The organism is Actinoplanes sp. NPDC004185 (genome assembly GCF_053603475.1).
This window is the reverse complement of record NZ_JBSGFR010000006.1, coordinates 165,236-190,121: the sequence shown is the minus strand read 5'-3', so window position 1 is coordinate 190,121 and position 24,886 is coordinate 165,236. Positions and strand designations below refer to the sequence as shown.

Sequence of the window (24,886 nt, the reverse complement as noted above, 5' to 3'; positions counted from 1 at the left end):
CGTCCCGGTGGTGTTCACTGGGATGATGTCCGAGAGCACACAGACCCCCGCCGTCTGGTCACGGCCGGGTGGTGCGTGGGGTTCGGGCACCGTGACCGGTCCGGGCGTACCCCCGCTGGTGCCGCCGCCCGCCCCGCCGGAGTCGCCGCCCGCTGATGGGCCGCAGCGGCGCCGGCGCCAGATGTTGATCTTCGGCGGCATCGCCGGCGCGATCCTCGCGGTCGGCCTGGCGGTGATCCTGATCGTGGCCCTGAGCTCGGAGGGCAACCCGTTCGACCGGAAAGCCTCCGCCCCCACCGACCTGCGCCCACCGCTGGCGCAGATGTGCCCGGCGCCGACCGTGGCGCCCAGCGCGGACCCGACCGGGCGGCCCAGTGCCCCGCCGCCGGCGGCTCCGGGGGAACGGACGACCGACCCCGACGCGGGCATCTCCTACAAGAAGTACGGCGCCCCGTGGGTCCCGTGGGACACCACCTGGCGGGCCGGCACGCTGGAGGTGCCGTACCGGGTCGGCCAGCACTTCGTGACGGAGCAGTACAGCGGCGGCTCGTACCACGCCTCGATCCTGTCGGCCGCGGTCCCGGCGGCCGACAACGACGCGGTGACGGTTGATCTCAAGTGCGTGGGCCGGCAGGTCGCCGCGGACGTGCGTGCGGAGTACTACCCGCAGCCGAACACGGTCGAGCCGTTACGGGACGAGATGACCACGCTGGGCGGGCGGCCGGCCTGGGTGAGCGAGTTCCGGCTGCACTTCAAGGCGGTCGGGCTGACCGCCACCGACGAGCTGTCGGCGGTGGCGGTCATCGACGTCGGCAAGCCGACCGCGGCCGTGCTGTACGTCTCGATCCCCGGCACGCACAAGCAGTTCGACTCGGTGATCGACGAAGTGCTGGAGTCGGTCCGGCCGCTCTAATTGCCGGTCAGGCCCCAGCGCTTGCGCAGTGCGTTGTCGGCCGCGTTGAAGAGCACGTCGATCAGGATGCCGATCACCAGCACCACGATGATGAACGAGATGACCAGGCTGGACTCGCTCAGGTCGCGCGCCTGCTGCATCCGTACGCCGATGGACAGCGCGCCGGGCACGATCACCAGCAGCTCACCGGCCATCAGGCTGCGCCAGGAGAACGCCCAGCCCTGCTTGAGCCCGGAGATGAACGAGGGCAGCGACGCCGGCAGGATCAGGTGGCGGTACTTGGCGAAGCCCTTCATGCCGAGCACCTGGCCGACCCGCAGCCACGTACGCGGCACGTAGTCGATGCCGCTGATCAGCCCGTTCGCCACTGAGGGGGCGGCGCCGATGATGACCACGAACATGATCGCGCTCTCGCTGATCTGGAACAGCAGGATGGCCAGCGGGAACCACATGATCGACGGCATCGTCTGCAGGCCGGTGATCAGCGAGCCGATGGCCGCCCGCAGCGGCGCGAAGCGGGACACCGCGGCGCCCACGACGGTGCCGATCAGCACGGCCAGCGCGAAGCCGGTCACCGCCCGCAGCATGGTCAGCCGGACGCCGTCCCAGAAGTCGCCGGTGGTGATCAGCGTGCCCAGGTCACCGAAGACGGTGGCCGGGCCGGGCAGCACGTACTCGGGCTTCCACTGCGCCCAGACGACGACCTGCCAGGCCAGGATGACGATCGCGACGGCCAGCAGCTTGGGCCAGGCGCTGCGCCAGATGCGGCCGCCCAGGGCCGCCTTGCTGCGCCGGGGGCCGAGCTCGAGCGCGTCGAGCCCGGTGAGACGGTCCGCGGCCGCGGTGTCGGAGGCCGTGCGGTTGTCCTGGACGGGAACCTCAGCCTGCATGGCGGGCCACCTCCGCGCGGAGCCGGTCGGTGATCTCGGCGGCCTGGCCGGAGACCTCGGGGGAGTCGATGCGCCGGGGGCGCTCGTGAATGATCTTGTAGTCCTCGATGACCCGGCCCGGGCGGCTGCTCAGCAGTACGACCCGGTCGCCCAGGCGGACGGCCTCGCGCACGTTGTGGGTCACGAACAGCACGGTCAGGTCCTGCTCGCGCCAGATCCGCTCCAGCTCGTCGTGCAGGATGTCGCGGGTCATCGCGTCCAGGGCGCCGAACGGCTCGTCCATGAGCAGGACGTCGGCGTTCTGGGCCAGCGACCGGGCGAGGGCGACGCGCTGGCGCATGCCGCCGGAGAGCTCGTGCGGGCGCTTGTGGCCGAAGCCGCCGAGCCGGACGACCTCGAGCAGCTCCTCGGCCCGTTGCCGGCGCTCGGCGCGACCCATGCCGCGCAGGCGCATCGGCAGCTCCACGTTGCCCAGGACGGACAGCCACGGGAACAGGGCCGCCTCCTGGAACATCAGGGAGACGTGCCGGCCGCCGATGTCGAGGGTGCCGCCGCTGATCTCGTCCAGCCCGGCGACCAGCGAGAGCAGGGTGCTCTTGCCGCAGCCGGACGCGCCCAGCAGACACACGAATTCGCCCTTCGCCACGGTCAGGGAGACCCGGTCGAGGGCGAGCAGGGTGTTGCTGCCGGTGCCGTACTGCTTGGAGACGCTGTCCAGGCGGACCACCACGTCGCGGTCGGTCCGGGCTTGCGGGGCTTGCAGGATGCTCATGGGAACTCCCAGGTCGAGGCCGGCCGGGCCCGCGTCGGCGGACCCGGCCGGAGGCGGATCAGGAGGCTGCGGCGTCACTGACCGCGGGCTGGCCGTCGGCCTTGAGCAGTTCGTTGAGCGGGCCGAGGTCGTAGATGCCCTTGAGGTCGACCGGCTTGAGCAGGCCGACGTCCTGGGCGTGCTGCGCACTGGTGTAGAGCGACGAGGCGACCGGGTCGTTGGTGAACGTCAGGTTCTTGAACGCCGACGCCAGGATCTCGTCCTTGAGCGGCTTGCCGGACAGGGCGCCGAGCTGCTCGTTGGCGGCCTTCTGGGCGCCGGCGTTGTCGGTCGCGATGAGCTTCTCCGCGGCGAGGTGACCCTGCAGCAGCTTCTTGACCGTCTCGGGGTACTTCTTCAGGAACTCCTGCTTGACGATCAGGTGGGTGGTCACGAACTGACCGTTCGGCCACAGGTCCTTCTCGTTGACCAGCAGCTTGCCCTTGGACTCCAGGATCATCCGGCTCAGGTTGGGCTCGGGCACCCAGGCGCCGTCGATCGCGCCCTGGGCGAAGGCCTGCAGCGCCGTCGCGTTGTCCTGCGGGAGCACGGAGACGTCGCCGCCGCCCTGCTGGTCGGCGTTGAGGCCGTTGGACTTCAGCCAGGCGCGCAGCGCGACGTCCTGGGTGTTGCCCAGCTGCGGGGTGGCGATCTTCTTGCCCTTGAGGTCGGCCGGGGCGTTGATGCCCTCCTTGACCACCAGGCCGGCGCCGCCGGAGGTGCTGCCAGCGATGATCTTGATCGCGGTGCCCTTGGAGGTGGCCCAGGCGTTGATGGCCGGGTTCGGGCCGATGTAGGTGGCGTCGATCGCCCCGGAGAACAGCGCCTCGACCGCGGCCGGGCCGGCGTTGAAGGTCTTCGGTTCCAGCTTCGTGCTGCCCAGCGACTGCTGGAACAGGCCGTTCTTCACCCCGATCAGGGCGGGCGCGTGGGTGATGTTCGGGAAGTAGCCGAGCCGCAGCGTCGCGGCCTCGCCCGACGCGGAGCCGGCGTCGTCGCTCTTGCCGCAGGCGGCCAGGGCGGTGGCGGACAGCAGGGCGGTGGCGGCCAGGGCAAGCGCACGGACTGTGCGGGAGCTCATGCTCACTCCTAGTTCGTTCTCAAGGTGGTGGGAATCGCGGAAACAGTGAGTTCGGCGAGCGTGCGGTGGTTGACGACACCCTCGATGGCTTCTTCCACCGCGAGCCAGACGTCCTTGAGCCCGGTGGCGACACCGTGGTAGGTCGTGGTCGTGGTGGGCAGGCCGCGCACCGTGGTGAGGGCGCCGCCGACGGAGCGGACCACGTCCCCGACCGTGATGTCCTCGGCCGGGCGGGCCAGGGAATAGCCGCCGTCGACACCGCGGTGGCTGTGCAGCAGGCCGGCGCGGCGCAGGTCGAGCAGGATGCCCTGGAGAAAGCTGAGCGGGATGTCCTGGGCCGCGGCCAGCGCGGCCGCCTTGACCAGGTGGGGGTGGTCGGCGGCGATCGCCAGCATGGCCCGGACGGCGTAGTCGGTGCGTGCCGAGACGTACACGGATCATGTCCTCTCGGTCCGGCGGAGTCCAAACTCTGCTTTCTCTATCTGATGGATGGGAATAGTGGACGAGGTAGGGGACGGTCGTCAAGCCCCATCCGTATGGTGAGAAGCCGCCGCCGGCGAATCAGAAGGTGACGGTCGAGCGGGTGCCGGCCGCCCGGTGGCGGCTCCGGCCGCGCTCGTCCGTGACGGTGCGGCGAAACATGAACGACTACTGAGTGTGGCAATATCGCCCCGTGTTCGCCCTGTCCGAGCGCCGCCGAACGTCCACGACCGTCCGCCTGGCGCCCGGCGTACGGGTGCGGGACTCCATCGCGTACGTGCCCCGCCGCGACCATTTCTTCGCGCTCGACCCGGCCCATCTGCAGGCCCTGCGCCGGGTCCGGGCCGGCCGGGCCGGCGACGACGCCGAGACCCGGGCGCTGGCCGAGCTGGGTATCTGCGAGACCGACCCGGACACCCCGCGGCGCGCGTTCTTCGGCCGGTCGGTCGTCGGGCAGCTCGACGCCCTCCCGCGGATCACCGCGCCGCTGGTGGTGAACTGTTTCGCCACCGCGCACTGTCCGCTGCGCTGCCTCTACTGCCACGCCGACGATCTCATGACCGGCTATCGCGAGCAGGAGAACGAGGCCTGGTTCGCCCGGGTGCTGCGAGCTGCCGCCGCCACCCCGGCGATGGTCGGGGTGGTCACCGGCGGGGAGCCGCTGGCCCGGGTCGAGCGGGCCGAACGGCTCATCGCCCGGCTGGCCGAGACCGGCAAGGCGGTGGTGCTGGACACCTCCGGCGTCGGCGACTTCAGCCGGCTGGTGCCCGCCCTGCGCCGCCACCAGGTGCACGTCCGGGTGTCACTGGACAGCTCCGACCCGGCCGGCAACGACGCCCTGCGCCCGGCCAACCGGCAGCACCTGCCCCCGGGCGCCAGCTCGGCCGTCTACGCCGTGGACGCGATCCGGCGCGCGGTCCGCGCGGACGTGCCGTGCAGCGTCCAGACAGTCGTCACCGCGCGCAACGGCGATCTCGCGACGTTGCTTGCGCTGCGTGATCGCCTCGTGGGTCTCGGGGTCACCACCTGGGTTCTGCACGTCGTTGTGCCGGTCGGCAAAGCGGCGCACCCGCAACGGGCCGCTCTGCTCGCACCGGCCGGTGTGCAGAACGTTTTGGACGAGCTGGTCCGGCGGACCGCCGCCGAGGGCGTGGCGATCGACATCCGGCTGACCAGCACCCACCGGGCGCCGAACTCGACGCTGTTGATCAGCGCCAAGGGCGAGCTCGCGGTGGAGAACGTGGCGGACGGCGGGAAGAGGCTCTTCGCGTTGCCCCGGATCGGGGTCCGCGGTGCCGTGCTCAGGCACTTCCGGGCGCACGTGGACCTGGCCGGGCACGCCGGCCGCTACCTCAACGGATCGCAGGCGCCGTGGGCCGAGGCGGTCGGGGCTACTCTGCCGCGGGCGTGAGGGCCCAGATGGCGGCCGCTTCGAGCAGGGACTTCACACTCGCCTCGTCGCCGGAGGAGATCCTCAGCACCCGGGCCGGGACGTACCCGGTCGGGTCCAGCTCGCGCAACCAGGCCGCGGCCAGCGCGCTCTGGTTGGCGGCCTCGAAGACGTTGACCAGCTCGGCGGCGGCGGCCAGCCGGCGCCGGACGGGCCAGGCCGGGCGCTGCCCACCGGCGAACCAGGACTCGAACTCCGCGACGGAGTCCGCCCCGGCGACGTAGGCCGTCAGCTCCACGCCCAGAGCGGTGACGCACAGTGCGGCGTCGTCCTGGACGGACGGCGAGACGGAAGTGTGCCCGACGCGCTCCACAACTGTGGCAGTCATACCTGAGACGCTAACTCGGCCGCGCCAAGACCGCGACCTCCGAACGGGCAACCGTGCTCATGGCCGCAGAAACAGCTCGGTCACCCGGGCCGCCAGCAGGTCCAGCACCGGGCGCCCGTCCTCGATCGCCGCGACGAACGCCGCCCACGAGTCCAGCGGGAAGTCCTCGGTCTCCGGGACCGGCTCGTTGTTGAGGTAGCCGGGCAGCAGCAACGCGTTCTGGAACAGCCACGGCACATAGCTGCCCTCCGCGTCCCAGCCCGGCAGCTCCCGGGTCCGGTGCAAGTGCCGGCGCAGCTCCTCCTCGGACGACCAGCGCAGCATGTGCGCGTCGTGCTTCAGGCTCTTGATGTACGGGTTGTAGAGATGCCCCGGCCCGAAGCCGAACGTCTGCCGCCACTGCGCCCACAGGATCGCCTCGTCGCGCCCGCCGAGCGTCATGACGTCGTTGGTCGCGCTCTCCAGCAGCATGCTGTTCAGGTACGGCCACAGCGTCAACGGCGTGAGCAGCCTGTTCGCGTCCGTCCGCAGCACCGACTGCACGATCGGCCAGGCGTTCTTCTCCAGCTCGTCCCACGAGGTCAGGTTGGGCACCGCCTTGACCGCCGCCAGCAGGCTGTACAGCGACGGGTTGTGCTCGCCGTAGAAGGTGCGCGCCACCGACCACGGGTCCGTCGGGCGCAGCAGGGACTCCGGCGAGGTGTCCGCCGGCTGCCGCTGCACCTGATCGAGGAATTCCGACAGGCTGACGAACTCGCGGACCGCGCCGTGCCCGGTGTGATCGATCCAGCGGTCCAGGTCGGCCCGGAACGCGGCCGCCGCGTCGATGTCCCGCGAGCCCACGTCGTCGATGCAGACCCGGACCTCCACTCCGAGCCGGGCCAGCGCGCCCGCCACGAACGCCTGGACCATGTGGATCACCGAGGCGCGCGGGCGCAGCCGTACCGGCCAGAGCAGCCGGATCGGGCCGACCGTGCCGCGCTGCTGGTTGATCCAGCCGAACCTCCGTTCGAGCTGCAGCAGCAGGCCGGGAACGTCGCGCGGCGGCTGGGTGCCGGGCTGGGAGACGAGCTGGCGTTCCCAGCTGTGGTGCCGGACCCGGTGCCGCAGGCCGGTCGCCCGCGGCGGCACCGGCACCTGCGCGCGTTCGGCCAGGGCCGGGAAGAGCCGCTCGGAGTCGACGCCGGGGAAGCATTCGACCGGCAGGCCGGTCGCCTCGCGCAGGCGCTCGGCGGTGCTCAGCGCGCCGGCGGCGTCGGGGTCGTTGAGGGCCCAGAGCACGCGTACGGGCCGGGTGCGGGCAGCCGCGGCGATGGCGGCGGTCAGCGTGCCGGACCAGTCGCTGCTGCCGATCACGCAGACGGTGTCGCCGCGGATCAGGTCGGCGGTCGCGGCGATGAGCAGTTTGTTCTCCGCGATGCGGGCCGGGTCGTGCAGCAGTTGCGGGCCCCGGACGTGCAGCGTGGGGCGCCAGAAGCCGTGCAGGTGGAAGACCCGGACCGCGCCGTCGGCACCGCGGGTCGTCCCGGTCGTGCCGCGCGGGTCCATCGGCAGGCTCACCGACCGGCCGCCCGCCGAGCGGATCGCGATCTCCAGCAGCGGGTCGAAGTTCGTGGTCAGCACCCGGTGGTCGAAGGCCTCCGGCACCTGGGCGAGCAGGTGACCGAGTGCCTCGACGCCGCGGGGCAGCTGCCACGAGAACCGGTCGTTCTCCACCCCCTCGCCGACGCCACGTTCGAGCCGCTGGCCCAGGCCGTGGGTGGCCAGCGGGGACTCCATCGGGTCCGGTGCCGCGTACGCCTTCAGCACCGCCTGCTGCGCGATCACGTCGAACGCCCCGGCCGACACCCAGTCGGTGAAGACCCGCCGGTAGGCGCGGTACACGTCGATCGGGCGGGCCCCGACGAGCTCCGAGCGCGCCTGCTCCAGGGCCCGTTCCAGGGCGCCGTCGTCGTTGCGCCCGGCCGCGAAGCTGTCCGCGATGTCCAGGACGCCCTGCACCCGCGGGATGACGCCGGCCGTCACGCCGGAGCCGAGCAGCAGGGTGATCTGGTCGACGTCGCGCAGCCCGGCGGTGAGCCGGTCCAGCAGCAGCACCTCACCCGCGCTGAGTCCTTCGCCCGGGTCGGTCATCGGGCCGCCTGCAGGGACTGCCACAGCTCGCCGGGCCGTTCGGTGAAGACCTGCCGGGCGGTGTGCCGGCTGGCGATCAGCGCCCCGCGGTCGAGGAACTCCTCCAGCTCACCGGCGCGCCAGCCGAGGTATCCGACGAAGACGCGCATCGTGTCGACCGTGTCGGCGACGTCCTCCGGGACCGCCGACAACGCCAGCGTGCCGAGCCGCTCGCGGATGGGGGTGAAGCGCAGGGGCTTGGCTGCGCCGGTCCGCAGCAGCGTCACCACGATGTAGCCGTCGCGGGCCACCGGACCGCCGTGGAACAGCATCGCCGGGTTGCGCAGCAGCGGGCGCCAGGCCTCCGGGAACTCCTCCGGGATGTCGCCGGCGGGCTGGGTGATGCACACGCCGAGCGCACCGGTCTGGTTGTGCCGCAGCACCAGGATCGCGCGCTGGCCGAGGTCCTCGTCGACGAACCAGGGGGCCGCGTACAGCACGCCGCCGGCCAGGTTGTGCCGGGGCGCGGCCGGGTTGTGCACCAGGGCGATCTCGCCGCCGGAGTCCCGGGCCCGCAGCTCGGGACGCTCGAAGCCGCGGCGCAGCATCGCCCGGCGGATCGTGCGCCAGACGGTGTGGACAGTCAGCGTGGCCGGCACGGCCTCCGGCGGCGGAGGCCGCAGACCGTCGCGCAGCAGCCGGATCAGCTCGCCGGTGAACGCGGTGTGCACCTCGCCGCGCGGCGCCATGGCCGGGCGGTTGGCCGGCGCGGAGACCAGCAGGCAGGTGCCCTCGGTCTCGGCCTTGTCGGCGACCGCGTCCGTGCCGCTGCCGTCGCCGCCGAGCTCGGACCCGGCTCGGCCCGAGTAGCAGCAGTCGAGGATCACGACCCGGCGGCGGGCCCGGGTGTCGGCGACGGCCCGGCGGATCCAGTCGTACGGGACGCCCCGCTCGTAGGGCGCCTCGGGGTCACAGCCGGGCAGCCCGAGGATCAGGTTGTCGTCGTCCACGTCGACCAGCCCGTGGCCGGCGAAGTAGACCAGCAGCAACCCGTCGCTGCCGGCCGCCGCCGCGGCCCGCCGGATCGCGCGGCTCACCTCGGCCGGGGACTCCGGGTCGAGCAGCACGTGACAGTTCTCCGGCGGCACTCCCCACAGGTCCTCGTGCTGGAAGAGGTCGCGCAGATCCGTCACGTTGCGCCGGGCGGCGGGCAGCTCGAAGAGCCGCCGGTAGGCCGAGACCCCGATGAGGACGAGCTGGGCCGCGGCCGGGTCTGTGACGTCCGTCATGCGACTACTTCTGCTCGCGCTGCTCGAGCTCGGTCAGCGCGACGGCCAGCGACGTGTGGTCGGCCACGTCGATCCGGGTGACCGTGCCGTCGGCCGCGGTGTGGGTGATCGTCACCGTGGGCGCCGGCCGCCGGGAGTCGCGCCAGCTGGCCACGGCCAGGGCCAGCTGGCCGGCGGACAGCCCGCTGCCGATGATCAGGGTCAGCACGTCGAGCAGCGTGCCCATCAACTCGGGATCGTCGCCGCCGCCCAGGGCCAGACCGCCGTCGACGCGGACCGCCTGCTCCCGGCGCAACCAGCGATGCAGCGACTCCGCGTCGGCGGTCGAATCGCACTCCAGGCGCAGCCGTACCGGCACTGGTCAGTCTCCCCGTCGTGGTGGTGGATCGGACGCGACAGGATATCGAAGCATTTACCTCGCGTCACGGACTCACTACGCGAAAGCTAGCACCGCCGATCGAGAGCGCCGGACCACGGATCGGACACGCGCCGCTCCGGGGGGTTAGATTCTCTGGTGTGGCGCGCAAAATGAAGATTCCCGCGACGAAGTATCCGGTGGAACGCTTCACCCTCGACAACGGTCTGCGGGTGGTCCTCACACCCGACCGCAGCGCTCCCGTGGTCGGTGTGGCGGTCGTCTACGACGTCGGCATCCGCTCCGAACCGGAGGGACGCACCGGCTTCGCCCATCTCTTCGAGCACCTGATGTTCCAGGGCTCGGAGAATCTGGAGAAGCTGGCGCACTTCCGGCACGTGCAGGGAGCCGGCGGCAGCTTCAACGGCTCGACCCATCTCGACTACACCGACTACTTCGAGGTGCTGCCCTCCGGCGCCCTCGAACGGGCGCTGTTCCTGGAGGCCGACCGCATGCGCGGCCCCCGCCTGACCGAGGAGAACCTGCGCAACCAGGTCGACGTGGTCAAGGAGGAGATCCGGGTCAACGTCATGAACCGCCCGTACGGCGGTTTCCCGTGGTTGCGACTGCCCCCGGTGATGTTCGAGACCTTCGCCAACGCCCATGACGGGTACGGCTCGTTCGGCGACCTGGACCATGCGACCGTGGCCGACGCCGAGGAGTTCTTCGACAAGTACTACGCCAGCGGCAACGCCGTGCTCGCGGTGGCCGGTGACTTCGACGTGGCCCAGGCGACCACGCTGATCGAGCGGCACTTCGGCGACGTGCCGGCCCGGGGCAAGCCCGACCTGCCGGACTTCGCCGAGCCCGACATCGACGGCGAGCGCCGGGAGGCGTACACCGACCGGCTCGCCCCGCTGCCCGCGGTGGCCAGCGGCTGGCGGCTGCCCGACCCGATCGCCGAGTTCGAGGCCTACCTGCCGTACGTGGTGCTGGCCGAGGTGCTGACCGACGGCGACGCGTCCCGGCTGGTCGAGCGGCTGGTGCAGCGCGACCGGACGGTGACCAGCGTCGGCGGCTACATCGGCTTCATGGGCGACGAGTACCAGGTCCGCAACCCCACGGCGATGCTGCTGCAGGCGCACATGCCGCCCGGCGGCGACGCGGACAAGGTGCTGCGCACCATCGACGAGGAGCTGGACCGGCTCGCCACCGGCGGCATGGCTCCGGGCGAGCTCGCCCGCACCCAGGCCCGGATGGCCACCCACCTGCTGCGCGACACCGACGCCGTGCTCGGCCGGGCGCTGCCGATGGCCGTCCTGGAAACCCAGCGCGGCCGCCCGCAGCTGCTCAACGAGCTGCCCCGGCTGGTCGGTGAGGTCACCGAGGCGCAGATCGTCGCCGCCGCGGCCACCCTGCGGCCGGAGCGCCGTTCCACCATCGAGGTCCTCCCGGGAGCCAACCAGTGACTGCGCGACAACTGCCGGAGCTGATTCCGGACTCCAAGCTCAAGCTGCCCAAGCAGGCCGAGCGCAAGCTCAGCAGCGGCCTGACGGTCATCGCGATCCGGCGCCAGGCGGTGCCGCTGATCGAGATGCGGCTGCGGGTGCCGTTCGGCCGGGCGCCGCTGGCCCGGGCCACCCTGTTGTCCCAGGCGCTGTTCACCGGTACGGCCACGATGTCCAGCATCGACATCGCGGCCGAGCTCCAGGCCGTCGGCGGTGGGCTGTCGGCCGGGCTGGACCCGGACCGGCTGCTCGTCACCGGCAACTCGCTGGCTGCCGGCCTCGACCGGATGCTGGAGATCCTGGCGGCGGTGCTGACCGACCCGACGTACCCGGCCGAGGAGGTGGCCACCGAGCGGGACCGCCTGGTCGACCACATCCAGGTCGCCCAGAGCCAGCCGGCCCACCTGGCCCGTACGGCGCTGCTGCACCGGATGTACGGCCGGCACCCGTACGCGGTGCAGACGCCGGAGCCGGAGCAGGTCAAGGGTGTCCGCCCAGCACAGCTGCGGGCCTTGCACGCCGACCGGGTCCGCCCGGACGGCGCGGTGCTGGTGCTGGTAGGCGACCTCAACCCGGAGAAGGCGATCGACGCCGCCGAGAAGGCGCTGGGTGGCTGGATCGGCCCGAGCCGCGACGGCAACGTGCCGCCCACGCCGGAGCTGGAGCCCGGCCCGCTGCTGCTGGTCGACCGGCCCGGCGCCGTGCAGTCGTCGCTGCGGATGGCGCTGCCGGCGGTGTCGTGCACCGACCCGGAGTATGCGGCGCTGCAGCTGGCGAACATGGTCTTCGGCGGCTACTTCTCGTCGCGCTGGGTGGAGAACATCCGCGAGGACAAGGGCTACACGTACGGCCCGCACAGCTCGATCGAGCATTTCGTCGCCGGTTCCGCGCTGGTGGTGGCGGCCGAGGTGGCCACCGAGGTGACCGGCCCGGCGATGCTCGAGACCCTGTACGAGCTGGGCCGGGTGGCCAGCCTGCCGCCGGGCGAGGAGGAGCTGGAGCAGGCCCGCCGCTATGCCCTGGGCACCCTGCGGCTGGGCATGTCCACCCAGGCCGGACTGGCCGGGCTGGCCAGCATCTACGCGAGCTTCGGCCTGCGGCTGGACTACCTGAGCGAGCACTCGGCGGCACTGGCCGCGGCCACCCGTGAGCAGGTCACCGAGGCGGCGGCCAAGTATCTGGCGCCCTCGCAGGCGGTCACGGTGGTGCTCGGCGACGCCGACAAGGTCGAGGCACCGCTGGCCGCCCTGACCCCGGTGGAACGCGGGGCCGCGTGAGCGAGTCCGTGGCAGCGTCCGGCACCGGTGAGCAACCCGACGTGGGGGAGCAGCCGGGGCCGGCCGTCCCGCCGCTCGCCCGGACCAGCCTGGACCGGGCGGCGCACCACCGCACCGACGACGACTGGCTGGCCCAGGCCTGGAAGACCGGCCTGGTGCTGGTCATCGACATCGCCAAGGGCGGCCGGGCGCTGGTCACCGAGCGCCCGGACGGCACCCCGACGCTGGTGCTCGTCGGCGCTGACGCGGCGCCCGAGGGTGAGCGCCTGTTCCTCGGGGTCGACCCGGCCGGGGTGCCGATCTTCGCGATCGACGCCCCGTTGCCCACGGCCGACGACGCCGAGGCGCATACCCTGCGCGACATCGGTGACCGCCTCGACCCCCGGGACGCCGGCATCCTGACCACCGCCGCGGCCCTGGGCAACTGGCATGCCAGCCACCGGTTCTCTCCGCGCAACGGCCAGCCCACCACGGTCATCGAGGCGGGTTGGTCCCGGGTGGACGCCGAGGGCCGGGCCATGTGGCCGCGCACCGACCCGGCGATGATCGTGCTGGTGCACGACGGCGTGCCGGGTGCGCAGGGCCGCTGCCTGCTGGGCCACAACGCGGCCTGGCCCGAGACCGGAGGCGTCCGCCGGTTCTCCTGCCTGGCCGGTTACGTCGAGCCGGGCGAGTCGGCGGAGGCCGCCGTGGTGCGTGAGGTCCAGGAGGAGGTCGGCGTCCGGCTGCGCTCCTGGCAGTACGAGGGCAGCCAGTCCTGGCCGTACCCGGGCTCGCTGATGCTGGGCTACACCGCGGTCGCGGACCGGGATCAGCCCATCACGGTCGATCCCGACGAGATCGACGAGGCGCGCTGGTTCACCCGGGAGGACATCACCCGGATGATCGCCGGCGACTACGTGGAGCCGGAGAGCGGCGTACGGATGAATCTGCCCATGCGGTCGTCCATCGCCTTTTATCTCGTTGAGCGATGGTTGGGCGATTTCCCCCGATAAGAGATTCACATTTCTCTAATCAAAGAATTCTTCACACCCACTTAGCAACGGACGGGGGACACTCCAGCGTCTGGTAGAGCAGACACGGAGGAAGAGGTAGATAGATGTCCCTGCTTGCTGAGCAGACCTGGACGCCGATGACGGCCGAGGAACGCGAGCGGTTCGACCGCGACGGCTTCCTGGTCATCCCGGCGGTGCTGACCGAGGACGAGGTCGCGATCGCGCGCACCGCGATCCTGCGCACCAAGGAGAAGGTGGCCCGCGAGGGCGGCCTCGGCGCCAACGGCGCGCTGCACCAGCTCTCCGCGGTCACCAACAACCCGGAGCTGGCGTTCCTGCTGGATCACCCCAAGGCGTTCAAGTACATCTGGTCGATCCTCGGCTGGAACGTGCACGTCTACCACTCGCACGTGGATGTGCACCCGCAGATCCACGAGCAGCAGAAGGAATGGTGGCACTGGCACCAGGACGGCGGCCGTCAGAACCGTGAGCTGGAGACCGACCCGCGCCCGCGGATGTCGGTGAAGCTGGCCTACTGGCTGTCCGACGTGAGCGAGACCGGCCGGGGCAACTTCACCGTCCTGCCGGGTAGCCACCTGACCAACTGGCTGCCGGGCCCGCCCTCGCGTGGCGTCCCGTGGCCGCAGCCCGAGGGTGCGCTGCAGATCACCGCCAACCCGGGCGACCTGGTCGTCTTCGACCGGCGGCTGTGGCACGCGCGTTCGGACAACTACTCGCCGATCACCCGGGTGGGCGCCTTCTTCGGCTACACCTACCGCTGGGTGGCCGGCCGCGACGAGGTCGCGGACCTGCCCAACACGCCCGAGTGGGCTTCGTTCACGCCGGTGCAGAAGCAGCTGCTCGGCGGGGCCGGCGACGGCAGCGGCGACCACGCCTGGGGTCACTACCCCGAGACCACGCCGCTCTACGGCGAGCTCAAGCGCCAGGGCCTTCTCGACTCGAGCATCCCCGCGCTGATCCCGTGACGCGGACGGGGCCGGCCGCACTGCGACCGGCCCCCGCCGCGACCCGGCTCCGCTAGGCGGAGATGGCGGCCAAATGCTCCTTGACCTGCACGATCGACGGGTTCGTCAGCGCGGACCCGTCGTCGAAGCGCAGGGTCGGCACGGTCTGGTTGCCGCCGTTGACGCCCATCACGAACTCGGCCGAGGCCGGGTCCTGCTCGATGTCGATGACGTCGTACTGGATGCCCTCCCGGTCGAGCTGCGACTTGAGCCGGTGACAGTAGCCACACCAGGACGTCGAGTACATGGTCAACATCGCACGGGATCCTTTCGGAGACATCACATGGCGGTACGCCATCACGTGAAACGTCGGACCGGGGTGCCATGATTCCCGGTTGTGACAGCCGAACGCGTGCTTGCCGGGCTCGACCCCGATCAGCGGCGGGCCGTGACCGCTCCCGCCGGGCCGGTCTGCATCCTCGCCGGGGCCGGCACGGGTAAGACCCGGGCCATCACCCACCGGATCGCCTACCGCACCCTCAACGGCGAGATCAGCCCGCGGCACATCCTCGCTGTCACGTTCACCGCCCGGGCCGCCGCCGAGATGCGGGCCCGGCTCACCGCGCTCGGGGCAGGCCGGGTGCAGGCCCGCACGTTCCACGCGGCGGCGCTGCGCCAGGTGCGCTACTTCGCCCCCCGGCTGCTCGAGGGCCGGGCGATGCCCGAGCTGGTCGAGAGCAAGGCCCGCCTCGTCGCCCTCGCGGCCAACCGGGTCGGCATCCGCGCCGACCGCACGGCGGCCCGGGACCTGGCCGGCGAGATCGAGTGGGCCAAGTCGTCCCTGGTCGAGCCGGGGGAGTACGTCGTCGCCGCGGCCAAGGCGCTGCGCGAGCCGCCGTACGAGGCCGCCAAGGTCGCCGAGGTCTTCACGGCGTACGAGGCCCTCAAGCGCCGGCAGGGCGTCATCGACTTCGAGGACATGCTGCGCGCCGCCGTCTGGGGCATCGAGGAGCACTCCGACGTCGCCGAGCAGGTCCGCTCGCAGTACCGGCACTTCGTCGTCGACGAATACCAGGACGTCAACCCGCTCCAGCAGCGGCTGCTCGACGCCTGGCTGGGCGGCCGCGACGACATCACCGTGGTCGGCGACGCCAGCCAGACCATCTACTCGTTCACCGGCGCCACCTCGGCGTACCTGGTCGATTTCCCCCGCCAGCGCCGCGACGCGGTGGTCGTCCGCCTGGTCCGCGACTACCGCTCGACGCCCCAGGTCGTCGGCCTGGCCAACGCGGTGATCAAGCAGGCCCGCGGCACCGAGGCCAAACTGCGCCTCGAACTGGTCGGCCAGCGCCCGCCCGGCGCCGAGCCGGACCTCAAGATCTTCCCGGACGAGCCGGCCGAGGCCGTCGCGGTCGCCCGCCGCTGCCGCGACCTCATCGGCGCGGGCACCCCGGCCAGCGAGATCGCGGTGCTGTTCCGCACCAACGCGCAGTCCGAGGCCTACGAGAAGGCGCTCGCCGAGCTGGAGGTGCCCTACGTCGTGCGCGGCGCCGAGCGCTTCTTCGAGCGCACCGAGGTGCGCCAGGCGATGATCGCGCTGCGCTCGGCCGTGCGGTCCACCCCGGGGGAGACCCCGCTGGTCCAGGCCGTCGTCGAGGCGCTCTCGGCGACCGGCTGGGCCCCCGACCAGCCCCCGCCGGGCGGGGCGCAGCGTGAGCAGTGGGAGGCCCTGGCGGCGCTGGTCGCCCTGGCCGAGGAGTACGCCCGTACGCCCGACCTGCTGCCACTGGGCCAGGCCGGCGCCGTGCAGCACGACGTGTCCTTGTCGGCGTTCTGTGCCGAGCTGGCCCACCGGGCCGAGCAGCAGCACGCCCCCACGGTCGAGGGCGTGACGCTGGCCTCGCTGCATTCCGCCAAGGGCCTGGAGTGGGACGCCGTGTTCCTCGTAGGGCTGGCGGAGGGCACGCTGCCGACGACGTACGCGAAAACCCCCGAGCAGCTGGAGGAGGAGCGCCGCCTGCTCTATGTCGGGGTGACCCGGGCCCGGCAGTGGCTCTGGCTGTCCTACGGCCAGAGCCGCTCGCCGGGCGGCCGGGCGCGGCGACCGTGCCGGTTCCTGCCGCAGCTGGGCAGCACCCGCACCGGGCTGGAAAAAGCAAGCGTCGCGGGCGGCAGTCGGAAACCCGTCAATCGCCGCAGCACGGTGGTCTCCTGCCGGATCTGCGGGGCGACGCTGATGGCCGGCGCCGACCGCAAGCTGGGCCGCTGCCCCACCTGCCCGTCGGACCTCGACGAGGAGCTGTACGAGCGCCTGCTGGCCTGGCGCGCGAGCACCGCGGCGGAGCAGAAAGTTCCTGCTTACGTGGTGTTCACAGATGCCACGATCGTGGCGATCGCCGAGCGCAAGCCGGCCACCCCGCCGGAGCTGCTGGCCATCGCCGGGATCGGCCCCCGCAAGCTGGGCCAGTACGGCGCCGCGGTGTTCGCTCTGGTGGGTGGCGAGAGCCTCGCGGAGCCCGCGTCAGAAAACTTTGAAAACTAGTCCGTTAATTCGTTTGCCCTCGCCCCGCGGCCGGGCTTAGCCTCAGTGCACACCTTGATGAGCACGGGTTAAAACCATGCTCATCAAAGGTCTGAAGAGCACGACTCGAGCGCAAGGCGATGGAGGAGGTGGCACCGGTGAAGCTCAACTACACGATCGAGCGACCGTCGACGCTGCTTGCTGCTGTCTGCGCTCCGTCCGTCTCGTGGCTGCCGGCATCCGCCCCCGTGGCGCTGCTGACCGCTGAGCGGGCTCCCGTTTCGCAGGCGCACCAGGTCCAGATCCAGGCCGAGCTGGTCCGGATCCTGGTTGATGTCGACGGAAGCAACGGGACCAGTGGGTTCGTGGGCAGCAACGGCGTCGCCAAGCGCATGACGGCTGGTGCCAGCGGTGTCCCGCCTCGAGGAAGGCCGGTCTGAAAAGACCATCCGGCTCACCTCGAGGCCGCGGAACCCGTAACCGGGATCCGCGGCCTAATTTTTTGCCGGCTCACCGGCCGGTGCACGACCTGTATCGCGATCCAGAAGATCGAGAAGAAGAGAGAGGTGACCGGGCTTTATGAGTCTGGCGCTGGCCCCACTCGACGTGAGCGTCGAGCTCGAGGCAAACCTGCCCTGTCGGAAGTTCGACCCGGACCTTTGGTTCTCGGACTCCCCGGCCCAGCTGGAACTGGCCAAGTCGCTCTGCGGGGACTGCCCGCTGCGCGTCGAGTGCCTCGCCGGCGCGGTCGAGCGGAACGAGCCCTGGGGTGTCTGGGGCGGCGAGATCTTTGAGCGTGGCGCCGTCGTGCCGCGCAAGCGGCCCCGTGGCCGTCCCCGCAAGGTCGACGTCGCCCGCGACGCCGAGCTCCAGGTCGAGGTCGACGAGCGGCTCGCCGCGAACGGCCTCGAGTCCCGCAACTCGGTCCGCCTCGCGGCCTGAGACTTCCACCCGCCATCCACTGACCAGAGACGGAAAAACACAGTCGTGAACACGAATGGAACCCCGAAGGTGAAACTCATCCACGAAGCGCTCTCACGCGCACGAATGCGTCGGCCTCAGGCCGACCTTCACCCTGAGGCACACCGACCCGCCCGTCAGATCGCGATGGAGGCCCGGCACCGGGCTGCTCGTGAACTGGGTGGACGCCTCTGAGCGATGAACCCGATGGGCCCGTCCGCGCACTCCGCGGGCGGGCCCCCTTTCTTGTACGCGCTTGTCCTCCGCGGACTTCGAGATCAAGATCAGATATTGCCTTGCCACGGTCCGTCGGGGTTCGGACCGTCGCTCCCGCGGGGACCGGTCGCTTCGCTCCCTGCCAGGTGGTTGCCAGGTCGCGCTCACCGGGCTACGCCCGGCACCCCTTACCGAAGCTTCCGGCGCAAAACGTCCACGATGACGCCGTCGGCGGCCGAAACGCCAGATCCACCAGCTGTCGACGGACCCCGCGACCACGCACAGCAGAGCGGCCGGAAGGACGCGGCGGCGGGCCGGCTTCGGGGGTGGTATTTCGAGGAGGTCGACAAGCCTGCGGTGCCCGGGCTCGGTGCCGATCGTGGCGCGTTCGGCCGGATGGGTCACGTAGTGGCGGATGGCCGCCGCGGCGAATGCTGGTCGGGTGCCTGCGAAGGCGATCCGGTCACCAGGCCGGGATCGGTGACGGTGAGGTCGAGGTGGTAATCGTCGGGCGGCGCGGCCGGGGCGGGTTGTTCCGGGACAGGGCGATCCGCGGGATGAAGGCACTGCCGGTCTCGCGCCTGGCGTGGATGCCTTCGGCGGTGAGCGTGATGCCGATGCCCCGCCAGACCAGCACCGTGAAGCTCAGCACAAGCAAGCCGATCGGGGCCACGACCGCTATTCAGCCGCCGTCGCGGTCGCCGGGCGCCCGGGACCAGCCGACAGCTTCGGCGATGAACGCCACACCGGCGAGCGTGAAGACCACTACGAAGACCGCGGCGGCACCGGCTTTTGGGCCGCACGGATCGCATCCGTCACCGCGATCGCGCCGAGCACCACCGCGGTGATCAGCGCCGCGCGGCGCTGGCGTGCCATCGCCGCGGTCCAGCTCATGATCCCGGGTGGGGCGTCAGGAGCTGGAACATGGCGTGGTCCTGCCATTCGCCGGCGATCTTGAGGTATTTCGGGGCTGTGCCGAAGCGGACGAAGCCGTTGCGGGCGAGGACCTTCTGGGAGGCCGCGTTGTGCAGCAGGGTGCCCGCTTCGATGCGGTGCAGCTTCAGCCCGGTGAAGGCGAGGCGAGCGATCTCGCGTACGGCATCGGTCGCCAGCCCTCGGCCGTTCGCGGCCGCTCCCACCCAGTAGCCCAGGTTGGCCGACTGGAACGGGCCGCGGGCGATGCCGCTGAGCGTGATCCGGCCGACCACCTGACGCCCGTCGAGGATGACGTGCGGCAAGCTCGTGCCCTCGGCGAAGCCGCGCAGCAGGATGGTGATCACTTCGCGCTGGCCCGCCTCGGTGAAGTAGTTCTCGTCGCGCGCCGGCTCCCACGGGGCGAGGAAGTCCCGGTTGTCCCGCACCGCAGCGCTCAGCGCGGGCGCGTCACCGAGCTCGATCAGGCGCGTGGACATCGGAACGCGTCAGGCGACCGGGGCGAAGCCGGGCAGCCACTTCTGCAGGATCGACCGGTACGGCGCCTGGGCCTCCAGCTGGCACAGCACGCCGATCGAGCCCAGCGTCACCCGGTGGATCAGCAGGTACGACGGCGGGAGGTTGAGCTTGCGGCTGAGCTGGAAGGCCGGCGACTTCGGGCTGGACAGCCGGGTCGCCTCGCCACGGATCCAGGCGCGGGTGAAGCGGAACTCGTCGACCGCCACCGGCTCGATCATCGGGCGCAGGAAGGCGAGCACCGCCTCGGCGTCCAGCTCGTCGTCGGGCTTGATGAAACCCTCGTCCCGCAGCCCCTCGGCCACCCCGTGGGCGTCGCCGTCGAGGGCGAGCCGGACCAGCCGGCCGATCGGCTCCGGGTGGCCGCCGGGCAGCCGGGCCACCGCGCCGAAGTCGATGACGCCGAGCCGGCCGTCGGGCAGGATCCGGAAGTTGCCGGGGTGCGGGTCGGCGTGCAGCAGACCGGTCCGGGCCGGCGCCGAGAAGTGCAGCGTCGCCATCAACCGGCCGGCCTCGTCGCGTTCCGCCTCGGTGCCCTCGCTGATCACCTTCGACAGCGGGATGCCCTCGACCCACTGGGTCACCAGAACCCGGGGTGCCGAGGCGACCACCCGTGGCACGAAAATCTCCGGGTCGTCGGCATAACCGGCGGCGAACGCGGTCTGGGCCTCCGCCTCCAGGGCGTAGTCGAGCTCCTCGGTGATCCGCTCGCGCAACTCGGCGAGCAGCGGCTTCATGTCCATGCCGGGCTGAATGATCTTGAACATGCCGGCCAGCCGGCTGAGCTGCTTGAGATCGGCCAGCAACGCCTCGCCGGCGCCCGGATACTGCACCTTCACCGCGACGTCGAGCGTCTTGGGCTTGGCGCCCTTGCGGCTGGGCGGCAGCTTCCACACCGCCCGGTGCACCTGGCCGATGCTGGCCGCGGCGGCCGGACTGTCGTCGAACTCGGCGAACTTGTCCCGCCAGTCGGCACCGAGCTGCTCGGCCAGCGCCTTGTGCACGTTGGCCACCGGCATCGGCGGGGCGGCCTCCTGCAGCTTGGTGAGCGCCTGCCGGTACGGCCCGGCCATCTCCTCGGGCATCGCGGCCTCGAAGACCGACAGCGCCTGCCCGAACTTCATCGCCCCGCCCTTGAGCTGACCGAGAACGCTGAACAGCTGCTCGGCGGTGCGCTGCTGGATGTCGGCGGAGATGACGTCCGTCGCGATGCCCGTCACCCGCTTGCCGAGGCCGAGCACGGTGCGCCCGGCGAAGCCGAGAGGCAGTGCGGCGAGCTTGGCGGTGCGGGACGCTGCACGACGCGGAATGTCGGTCACCAGATCATTGTGACCGACGCGGCGCGGATCAACCGCTCCCGCGGCTCTTGTTCGAGCCGGGACGTGCCAAAAGTCCGATCATCGCCCATCAATGACGTCTCGGTGTGACCCACGCCTCCTTTTCGGCGCTGGCCGGGCCGGTCGTGCCGGTTGCCGCGGGGCGGGCAGAGCCGGACGCGGCGGTGGGGGTGGCCCCGGGGCGGTGATGGCCTCTCGGCGCCGGTCGTGCCGGTTGCCCGGGAGGGGGCGGACGGCTGGGGCGCGGCGGTAGGGATGGCCACTCCGCGCCCATCGGGCTGGCCGTGCCTGCTGAGCGGAAGGGCGGGAGGGCTGGGGGCGCGGCGGTGGTGATGGCCACTCAGCGCGCATCGGGCTGGTCGTGCCGGCTGCGCAGGAGGGGTGGGATGGCTGGGCGGTGGGGTGGCCGGAGGCGGTGATAGCGGCTCCGCGCCGATTGGGCCGGTCGTGCCGGCCGCACGGGTGGGTGGCTGGGCGTGGCGGTGGGGACATGAGGTGGTGATGGCGACGTCGCGCCGATTGGGCTGGTCGTGCCTGCTGCGGGGGTGGGGTGGCTGGCGCGCGGTAGGGCCTGGGCGGTGATGGCGACGTCGCGCCGATCGGGCAGTCGTGCCGGCTGCCCGGGAGGGGCGGTGGTGGCGGCAGGTGGAGCGGATTGGTCGGGGTCATCGGGGACGGGTGCATGGGCAGGAGGGGTGGGGTGGCCAGGTGCGGCGGCGGAAGTGGCCCGGGGCGGTGATGGCCACCTCCGCGCCGAGGGTTTGGGGGGTGCCTTCGTCCAGGTGGGTCAGGGCTTCTGCGGTGAGGTAGCCGACCGCTGCGAGCAGGGTGGCGACGCTGCAGGGCTCGATGGTGACCGGCGTCGGGTCGGGGGCGGTGCGGGGCCAGGTGGAGGCGCGGTCGGCGCGGTGCAGGGCGATGCAGGTCGGGCACGGCGTGGCCGCGGGGAGCAGCAGTGGGCCGACGATCACCGTGCCTTCGCGGATCGTCGCCGTGAGGTGGGGGCGGTTGCGGTGGGCGCTGGTGACGGGCGGCCGGGTGGCGGGGTGATCGTGGGCCAGCTGGATGACCAGTGATGCTGCTCCGCGGCGTACCGGACGGGTTCGGGTTTTGGTGGCCGCGCGTTCGATGGCGGCCGCCACGGCCTCGGCCCGGGGCCGGCCGAGGTCGGCCTCGGTGAGCGGGCCGCCCGGGAGCTCGTGGCTGGTCACCGTGCCGGACAGGTCGGGGTGGACGTGGTTGACGCCGGCGGCGGCCAGGGCGACCGCGACGCCGGCGGCCAGGCGGCCGGGGCCGGTGACCACGACCCGGGCCGCGGCGCGTCGGCGCAGAGTGTGGGCCGGTGAGGTAGTCGCTCCGGAGAAGGCCAGGGCGGCGGCCTCAGCGGTCAGCCGGCCCGGCATCGCCGGTGGGAACAGGCTCCGGGCGGGCACCACCAGGCCGGCCGTGTGCAGGGTGTCGAGCAGGGCGGCGGCCTCGTCGGGCGGCAGGCCGAGAGCGCCGGCCCGCGCCACGGCGAGCCGCTCAGAGCGGGAGCCGTCGAGCAGATCGAGCAGGCGGGCCGCTCGCGGCTCCGGCAGATCGAGGAGTACGGCGTGAGCCGGATCGAGGCCCAGCTGCAGCGTGTGCGGGGTGCGCCAGATGCGGGGGAGTCCCGGCAGCAGGGTGGGCCGGGGTAGCGGCGTACGGCTCATGACATGACACGGTGTCACGACCTCAGCGCACAGCGGATTGGTTGTCCACAGGGGGCGCACCGCCTGAGGACAGGGTTATCCACAGGAATCTGCGAGTTATCCACAGGCAGGTGGGGAAGCGGCTCAATCACTTAACGTGTTGAGGTGGTAACTGGTTACGGACCCGTACGGGTGACACGGGGTGCGAAAGGCGACGGGGGCGACCGAAATGGTCGCCCCCGTCCTTGCTTGTCCGGCGCGGTCAGGCCTTGGCCTTGCCCAGGATCCGGTTGACCGTCGTGCCGCAGACCGGGCACTTGCCCTTGGCCATGTTCATGCCGGTCTTCGAGACCTCGACGGTGCCCTGGAAGTCGCGCTTCTCCTTGCACTTCACGCAGTAGCCGTTGTACGTGGTGTCGGCCACGGTTCCTCCTCGTCATGTTGTCAGCCGGGTTGGCCCGGCGCCTGGCTCACGGCGTCAGGCCGCGATCTGTGTTCGGCGCTGGACCGCTCCGCGACCACGTGAATGTGGCCACCCGCTCGGGGCGGTCACTACCCAGGTCGGGCCCATTCCATGTCAGCGCAGCGTCGACTGTGTCGTCGACGGCCTGAGTGTGCCGGGCGAGATGATCCTTTTTGGGAACATACGGGTAGACACGCCGACGATTTACTCCAGATCATCTGAAACAGGACGTTTGACCCGACCGGAGTATGGTCGTTTCTTCGGATACCGTGGGCGTCTGCGGCGGCCCTGGTGCGCGCGGAGAAATATTTTTCGGATTTACTGGGGCGTAGGTCACATTTTGGGAGGGTGGCGTTTCTCGTACCCTTGCGCTGACCTGGCCCTGACACATTAACGTCGCAATGTGAACCCCAGTCTGGGCCGCGCGAGCCGGTAATGGCCAGGACGCGCAAGCCTGTCGTCGAAGTGCGGCGCAGCCAGCGCCGGCGTCGCACGGTGTCCGCGTACCGGGAGGGCGAGCGCGTCGTCGTCCTGATTCCCGACCGGTTCTCCCGTGCCGAGGAGACCGAGTGGGTGGCGCGGATGCTCGAGCGCCTGGCCGCCCGCGAGGAACGCATCCGACGCACGGACAGCGAACTGCTGATGCGCGCCCGCCGCCTGATCTCCCGCTACCTGCCGGACCACTCCGGGGACATCGTGCCCGCCAGCGTCCGCTGGGTGACCAACCAGAACGGCCGCTGGGGCTCCTGCACCCCGGACGACGCCACGATCCGCATCTCCCACCGGATCCAGGAGATGCCGGACTGGGTGATCGACTACGTGCTCCTGCACGAGCTGGCCCACCTGGTCGTGCCCAGCCACAACGCGCAGTTCTGGGAGCTGGTCAGCCGCTACCCGAAGGCCGAACGCGCCCGCGGCTACCTGGAAGGCATCTCGGCAGCAACCGGCCTGGTCCTGGCCGACGACTGACCGCCCGACGCCCACCTGCCCGCCGAGTTTGCGCCGGGCCGCTAGGTCTGCGCCGGGCCGCAGGGCTGGTGGGCGTGCGCTAGGCCCTTGGGTCTGCGCGGAGCCGTCAGGCCGGTGGGCATGCGCCCGGCCGCGGTGTGCGCCGGGGCCGGGCTGTGTGCCGGGCTAGCCTTCGAGTCGTGACCAAACGTGTCGTGGTGGCGCTGCTGAATCCGGTGACCTGGAGCCCGCCCGGAACCGGGCTCGAGCAATGGCGCGCCGCCCTGGCCGAAGACGTCGTCGACCTGCTGGCCCGGCTGGCCCAGGCCGAGCCGGCCATCGCCGCCACCGCCGACGACCTCGGCCTGGCCCGCGAGATCGCCTGGCCCGGAATGCCGATCTACGAAGTCCCCACAGCCACCGTGCTGCCGGTTCTGAAAGCCGCCGAGAAGGACGGCTACAACCAAGCCGCAGTCCTGGCCGCCGACGCCGCCGACGTGCCGGGCATGATCCTCGGCAAACTCCTGCGACCCCTCAGCAGCAAACCCGTGGCTGTGGCGCCCACCGGCCAGGAGAGCGGCCTGCTGGCCCTCGCCAGCAACCTCCCGGTCCCGGCATGGCTCACGGACACCGACCTGGACACGGCGACACCGATGACAGTGCGCAGAAGCGCGCCGCAGCCCAGCCTCGTCGAATCAACGGCCGACTGGCGCCGGCTGCGAGGCCCCTACGACCTGGCAACCCTGGACCCGGCCCTGGAGGGCTGGGAAAACACCAGGGCCCTGCTCGGCGGCTGAGAAGGCCGCCCCGAGCCCCACCATGCAACCAGCAGAAGGGCGGGCAGCAGAAAGCCGGATGGAAGCCA

At 71.5% G+C, this 24,886-nt stretch carries 26 protein-coding genes; 11 read left to right on the top strand and 15 right to left on the bottom strand.

All coding sequences use genetic code 11. The features are described from left to right. Positions 1-25: 25 nt before the first annotated feature. Entirely contained in the window at positions 26-913 is an 888-nt protein-coding gene (locus tag ACWEOZ_RS08755) for a hypothetical protein (RefSeq protein WP_451910116.1), read from the top strand. Here the strand turns inward: ACWEOZ_RS08755 and ACWEOZ_RS08750 are convergent. The 4 genes from ACWEOZ_RS08750 to ACWEOZ_RS08735 are packed head-to-tail and all read right to left on the bottom strand — an operon-like array spanning position 910 to position 4,129. Next, positions 910-1,803, bottom strand: coding sequence for an ABC transporter permease (locus ACWEOZ_RS08750; protein WP_451910115.1), 894 nt, complete (start codon positions 1,801-1,803; stop codon positions 910-912). The genes ACWEOZ_RS08755 and ACWEOZ_RS08750 overlap by 4 nt on opposite strands. After that, positions 1,793-2,575, bottom strand: a complete 783-nt coding sequence (locus ACWEOZ_RS08745; RefSeq protein ID WP_451910114.1) for an ABC transporter ATP-binding protein — start codon at positions 2,573-2,575, stop codon at positions 1,793-1,795. The genes ACWEOZ_RS08750 and ACWEOZ_RS08745 overlap by 11 nt, the downstream gene beginning before the upstream one ends. Before the next feature lie 58 nt (positions 2,576-2,633). Further along, entirely contained in the window at positions 2,634-3,695 is a 1,062-nt protein-coding gene (locus ACWEOZ_RS08740) for an ABC transporter substrate-binding protein (RefSeq protein ID WP_451910113.1), read from the bottom strand. A gap of 8 nt (positions 3,696-3,703) precedes the next feature. Next, complete coding sequence (locus tag ACWEOZ_RS08735; protein WP_360545049.1) at positions 3,704-4,129, bottom strand: RrF2 family transcriptional regulator; 426 nt, start codon at positions 4,127-4,129, stop codon at positions 3,704-3,706. 239 nt (positions 4,130-4,368) lie between these two features. On the opposite strand from ACWEOZ_RS08735, the gene ACWEOZ_RS08730 reads away from it, so the two are divergent. Beyond that, complete coding sequence (locus tag ACWEOZ_RS08730; RefSeq protein WP_451910112.1) at positions 4,369-5,586, top strand: radical SAM protein; 1,218 nt, start codon at positions 4,369-4,371, stop codon at positions 5,584-5,586. Here the strand turns inward: ACWEOZ_RS08730 and ACWEOZ_RS08725 are convergent. The 4 genes from ACWEOZ_RS08725 to ACWEOZ_RS08710 are packed head-to-tail and all read right to left on the bottom strand — an operon-like array spanning position 5,567 to position 9,712. Continuing rightward, on the bottom strand, positions 5,567-5,953 hold the full coding sequence (locus tag ACWEOZ_RS08725) for a hypothetical protein (RefSeq protein WP_451910111.1): 387 nt from the start codon (positions 5,951-5,953) through the stop codon (positions 5,567-5,569). The two genes, ACWEOZ_RS08730 and ACWEOZ_RS08725, sit on opposite strands and share 20 nt — an antisense overlap. Positions 5,954-6,010: 57 nt before the next feature. Next, the gene (locus ACWEOZ_RS08720; RefSeq protein ID WP_451910110.1) at positions 6,011-8,086 is read right to left on the bottom strand and encodes an SIR2 family protein; all 2,076 of its coding nucleotides are present in this window, start codon (positions 8,084-8,086) and stop codon (positions 6,011-6,013) included. Continuing rightward, entirely contained in the window at positions 8,083-9,354 is a 1,272-nt protein-coding gene (locus ACWEOZ_RS08715; protein WP_451910109.1) for a YqgE/AlgH family protein, read from the bottom strand. The genes ACWEOZ_RS08720 and ACWEOZ_RS08715 overlap by 4 nt, the downstream gene beginning before the upstream one ends. A 4-nt stretch (positions 9,355-9,358) precedes the next feature. Next, positions 9,359-9,712 carry an effector-associated constant component EACC1 gene (locus tag ACWEOZ_RS08710; RefSeq protein ID WP_451910108.1) on the bottom strand — a complete coding sequence of 118 codons (354 nt, stop codon included), beginning with the start codon at positions 9,710-9,712 and terminating at the stop codon, positions 9,359-9,361. Between the two features lie 170 nt (positions 9,713-9,882). On the opposite strand from ACWEOZ_RS08710, the gene ACWEOZ_RS08705 reads away from it, so the two are divergent. The 4 genes from ACWEOZ_RS08705 to ACWEOZ_RS08690 all read left to right on the top strand — a co-directional run bounded on the left by ACWEOZ_RS08705 (position 9,883) and on the right by ACWEOZ_RS08690 (position 14,475). After that, complete coding sequence (locus tag ACWEOZ_RS08705; protein ID WP_451910181.1) at positions 9,883-11,178, top strand: M16 family metallopeptidase; 1,296 nt, start codon at positions 9,883-9,885, stop codon at positions 11,176-11,178. Beyond that, entirely contained in the window at positions 11,175-12,494 is a 1,320-nt protein-coding gene (locus ACWEOZ_RS08700) for a M16 family metallopeptidase (protein WP_451910107.1), read from the top strand. The genes ACWEOZ_RS08705 and ACWEOZ_RS08700 overlap by 4 nt, the downstream gene beginning before the upstream one ends. Beyond that, on the top strand, positions 12,491-13,489 hold the full coding sequence (nudC, locus tag ACWEOZ_RS08695) for an NAD(+) diphosphatase (RefSeq protein ID WP_451910106.1): 999 nt from the start codon (positions 12,491-12,493) through the stop codon (positions 13,487-13,489). Before ACWEOZ_RS08700 ends, nudC begins: the two co-directional genes overlap by 4 nt. A 104-nt stretch (positions 13,490-13,593) precedes the next feature. Continuing rightward, on the top strand, positions 13,594-14,475 hold the full coding sequence (locus ACWEOZ_RS08690; protein WP_451910105.1) for a phytanoyl-CoA dioxygenase family protein: 882 nt from the start codon (positions 13,594-13,596) through the stop codon (positions 14,473-14,475). A gap of 52 nt (positions 14,476-14,527) precedes the next feature. Here ACWEOZ_RS08690 and ACWEOZ_RS08685 read toward each other — a convergent pair whose 3' ends face one another. Next, positions 14,528-14,770 carry a mycoredoxin gene (locus ACWEOZ_RS08685; RefSeq protein ID WP_360545033.1) on the bottom strand — a complete coding sequence of 81 codons (243 nt, stop codon included), beginning with the start codon at positions 14,768-14,770 and terminating at the stop codon, positions 14,528-14,530. An 81-nt stretch (positions 14,771-14,851) separates the two neighbouring features. Between ACWEOZ_RS08685 and ACWEOZ_RS08680 the strand changes: the two genes are divergently transcribed. The 3 genes from ACWEOZ_RS08680 to ACWEOZ_RS08670 all read left to right on the top strand — a co-directional run bounded on the left by ACWEOZ_RS08680 (position 14,852) and on the right by ACWEOZ_RS08670 (position 17,917). Further along, complete coding sequence (locus tag ACWEOZ_RS08680) at positions 14,852-16,996, top strand: ATP-dependent DNA helicase UvrD2 (RefSeq protein ID WP_451910104.1); 2,145 nt, start codon at positions 14,852-14,854, stop codon at positions 16,994-16,996. A 137-nt stretch (positions 16,997-17,133) separates the two neighbouring features. Then, a complete protein-coding gene (locus ACWEOZ_RS08675) occupies positions 17,134-17,415 on the top strand; it encodes a hypothetical protein (RefSeq protein ID WP_451910103.1) in 282 nt (93 codons plus the stop codon). 139 nt (positions 17,416-17,554) lie between these two features. Beyond that, positions 17,555-17,917, top strand: coding sequence for a WhiB family transcriptional regulator (locus ACWEOZ_RS08670; RefSeq protein WP_360545029.1), 363 nt, complete (start codon positions 17,555-17,557; stop codon positions 17,915-17,917). 697 nt (positions 17,918-18,614) lie between these two features. Here the strand turns inward: ACWEOZ_RS08670 and ACWEOZ_RS08665 are convergent. From ACWEOZ_RS08665 to ACWEOZ_RS08640, 6 genes are all read right to left on the bottom strand, one after another. Further along, positions 18,615-18,824 (bottom strand): hypothetical protein, encoded by a 210-nt coding sequence (locus tag ACWEOZ_RS08665; protein ID WP_451910102.1) that lies wholly within the window; start codon positions 18,822-18,824, stop codon positions 18,615-18,617. A gap of 92 nt (positions 18,825-18,916) precedes the next feature. After that, complete coding sequence (locus ACWEOZ_RS08660) at positions 18,917-19,045, bottom strand: hypothetical protein (protein ID WP_451910101.1); 129 nt, start codon at positions 19,043-19,045, stop codon at positions 18,917-18,919. Continuing rightward, positions 19,042-19,563 carry a GNAT family N-acetyltransferase gene (locus tag ACWEOZ_RS08655; RefSeq protein ID WP_451910100.1) on the bottom strand — a complete coding sequence of 174 codons (522 nt, stop codon included), beginning with the start codon at positions 19,561-19,563 and terminating at the stop codon, positions 19,042-19,044. Before ACWEOZ_RS08655 ends, ACWEOZ_RS08660 begins: the two co-directional genes overlap by 4 nt. A 9-nt stretch (positions 19,564-19,572) precedes the next feature. Continuing rightward, the gene (locus ACWEOZ_RS08650) at positions 19,573-20,919 is read right to left on the bottom strand and encodes an ABC1 kinase family protein (RefSeq protein ID WP_451910099.1); all 1,347 of its coding nucleotides are present in this window, start codon (positions 20,917-20,919) and stop codon (positions 19,573-19,575) included. Positions 20,920-21,602: 683 nt separating this feature from the next. After that, positions 21,603-22,631, bottom strand: a complete 1,029-nt coding sequence (locus ACWEOZ_RS08645; protein WP_451910098.1) for a hypothetical protein — start codon at positions 22,629-22,631, stop codon at positions 21,603-21,605. 241 nt (positions 22,632-22,872) lie between these two features. Further along, a complete protein-coding gene (locus tag ACWEOZ_RS08640) occupies positions 22,873-23,034 on the bottom strand; it encodes a DUF5679 domain-containing protein (protein WP_023562255.1) in 162 nt (53 codons plus the stop codon). A 474-nt stretch (positions 23,035-23,508) separates the two neighbouring features. Between ACWEOZ_RS08640 and ACWEOZ_RS08635 the strand changes: the two genes are divergently transcribed. Beyond that, on the top strand, positions 23,509-24,042 hold the full coding sequence (locus tag ACWEOZ_RS08635; RefSeq protein ID WP_451910097.1) for a M48 metallopeptidase family protein: 534 nt from the start codon (positions 23,509-23,511) through the stop codon (positions 24,040-24,042). 179 nt (positions 24,043-24,221) lie between these two features. Then, positions 24,222-24,818: a hypothetical protein gene (locus ACWEOZ_RS08630; protein WP_451910096.1), complete on the top strand. Its 597-nt coding sequence runs from the start codon at positions 24,222-24,224 to the stop codon at positions 24,816-24,818. The last annotated feature ends 68 nt before the right edge of the window (positions 24,819-24,886 follow it).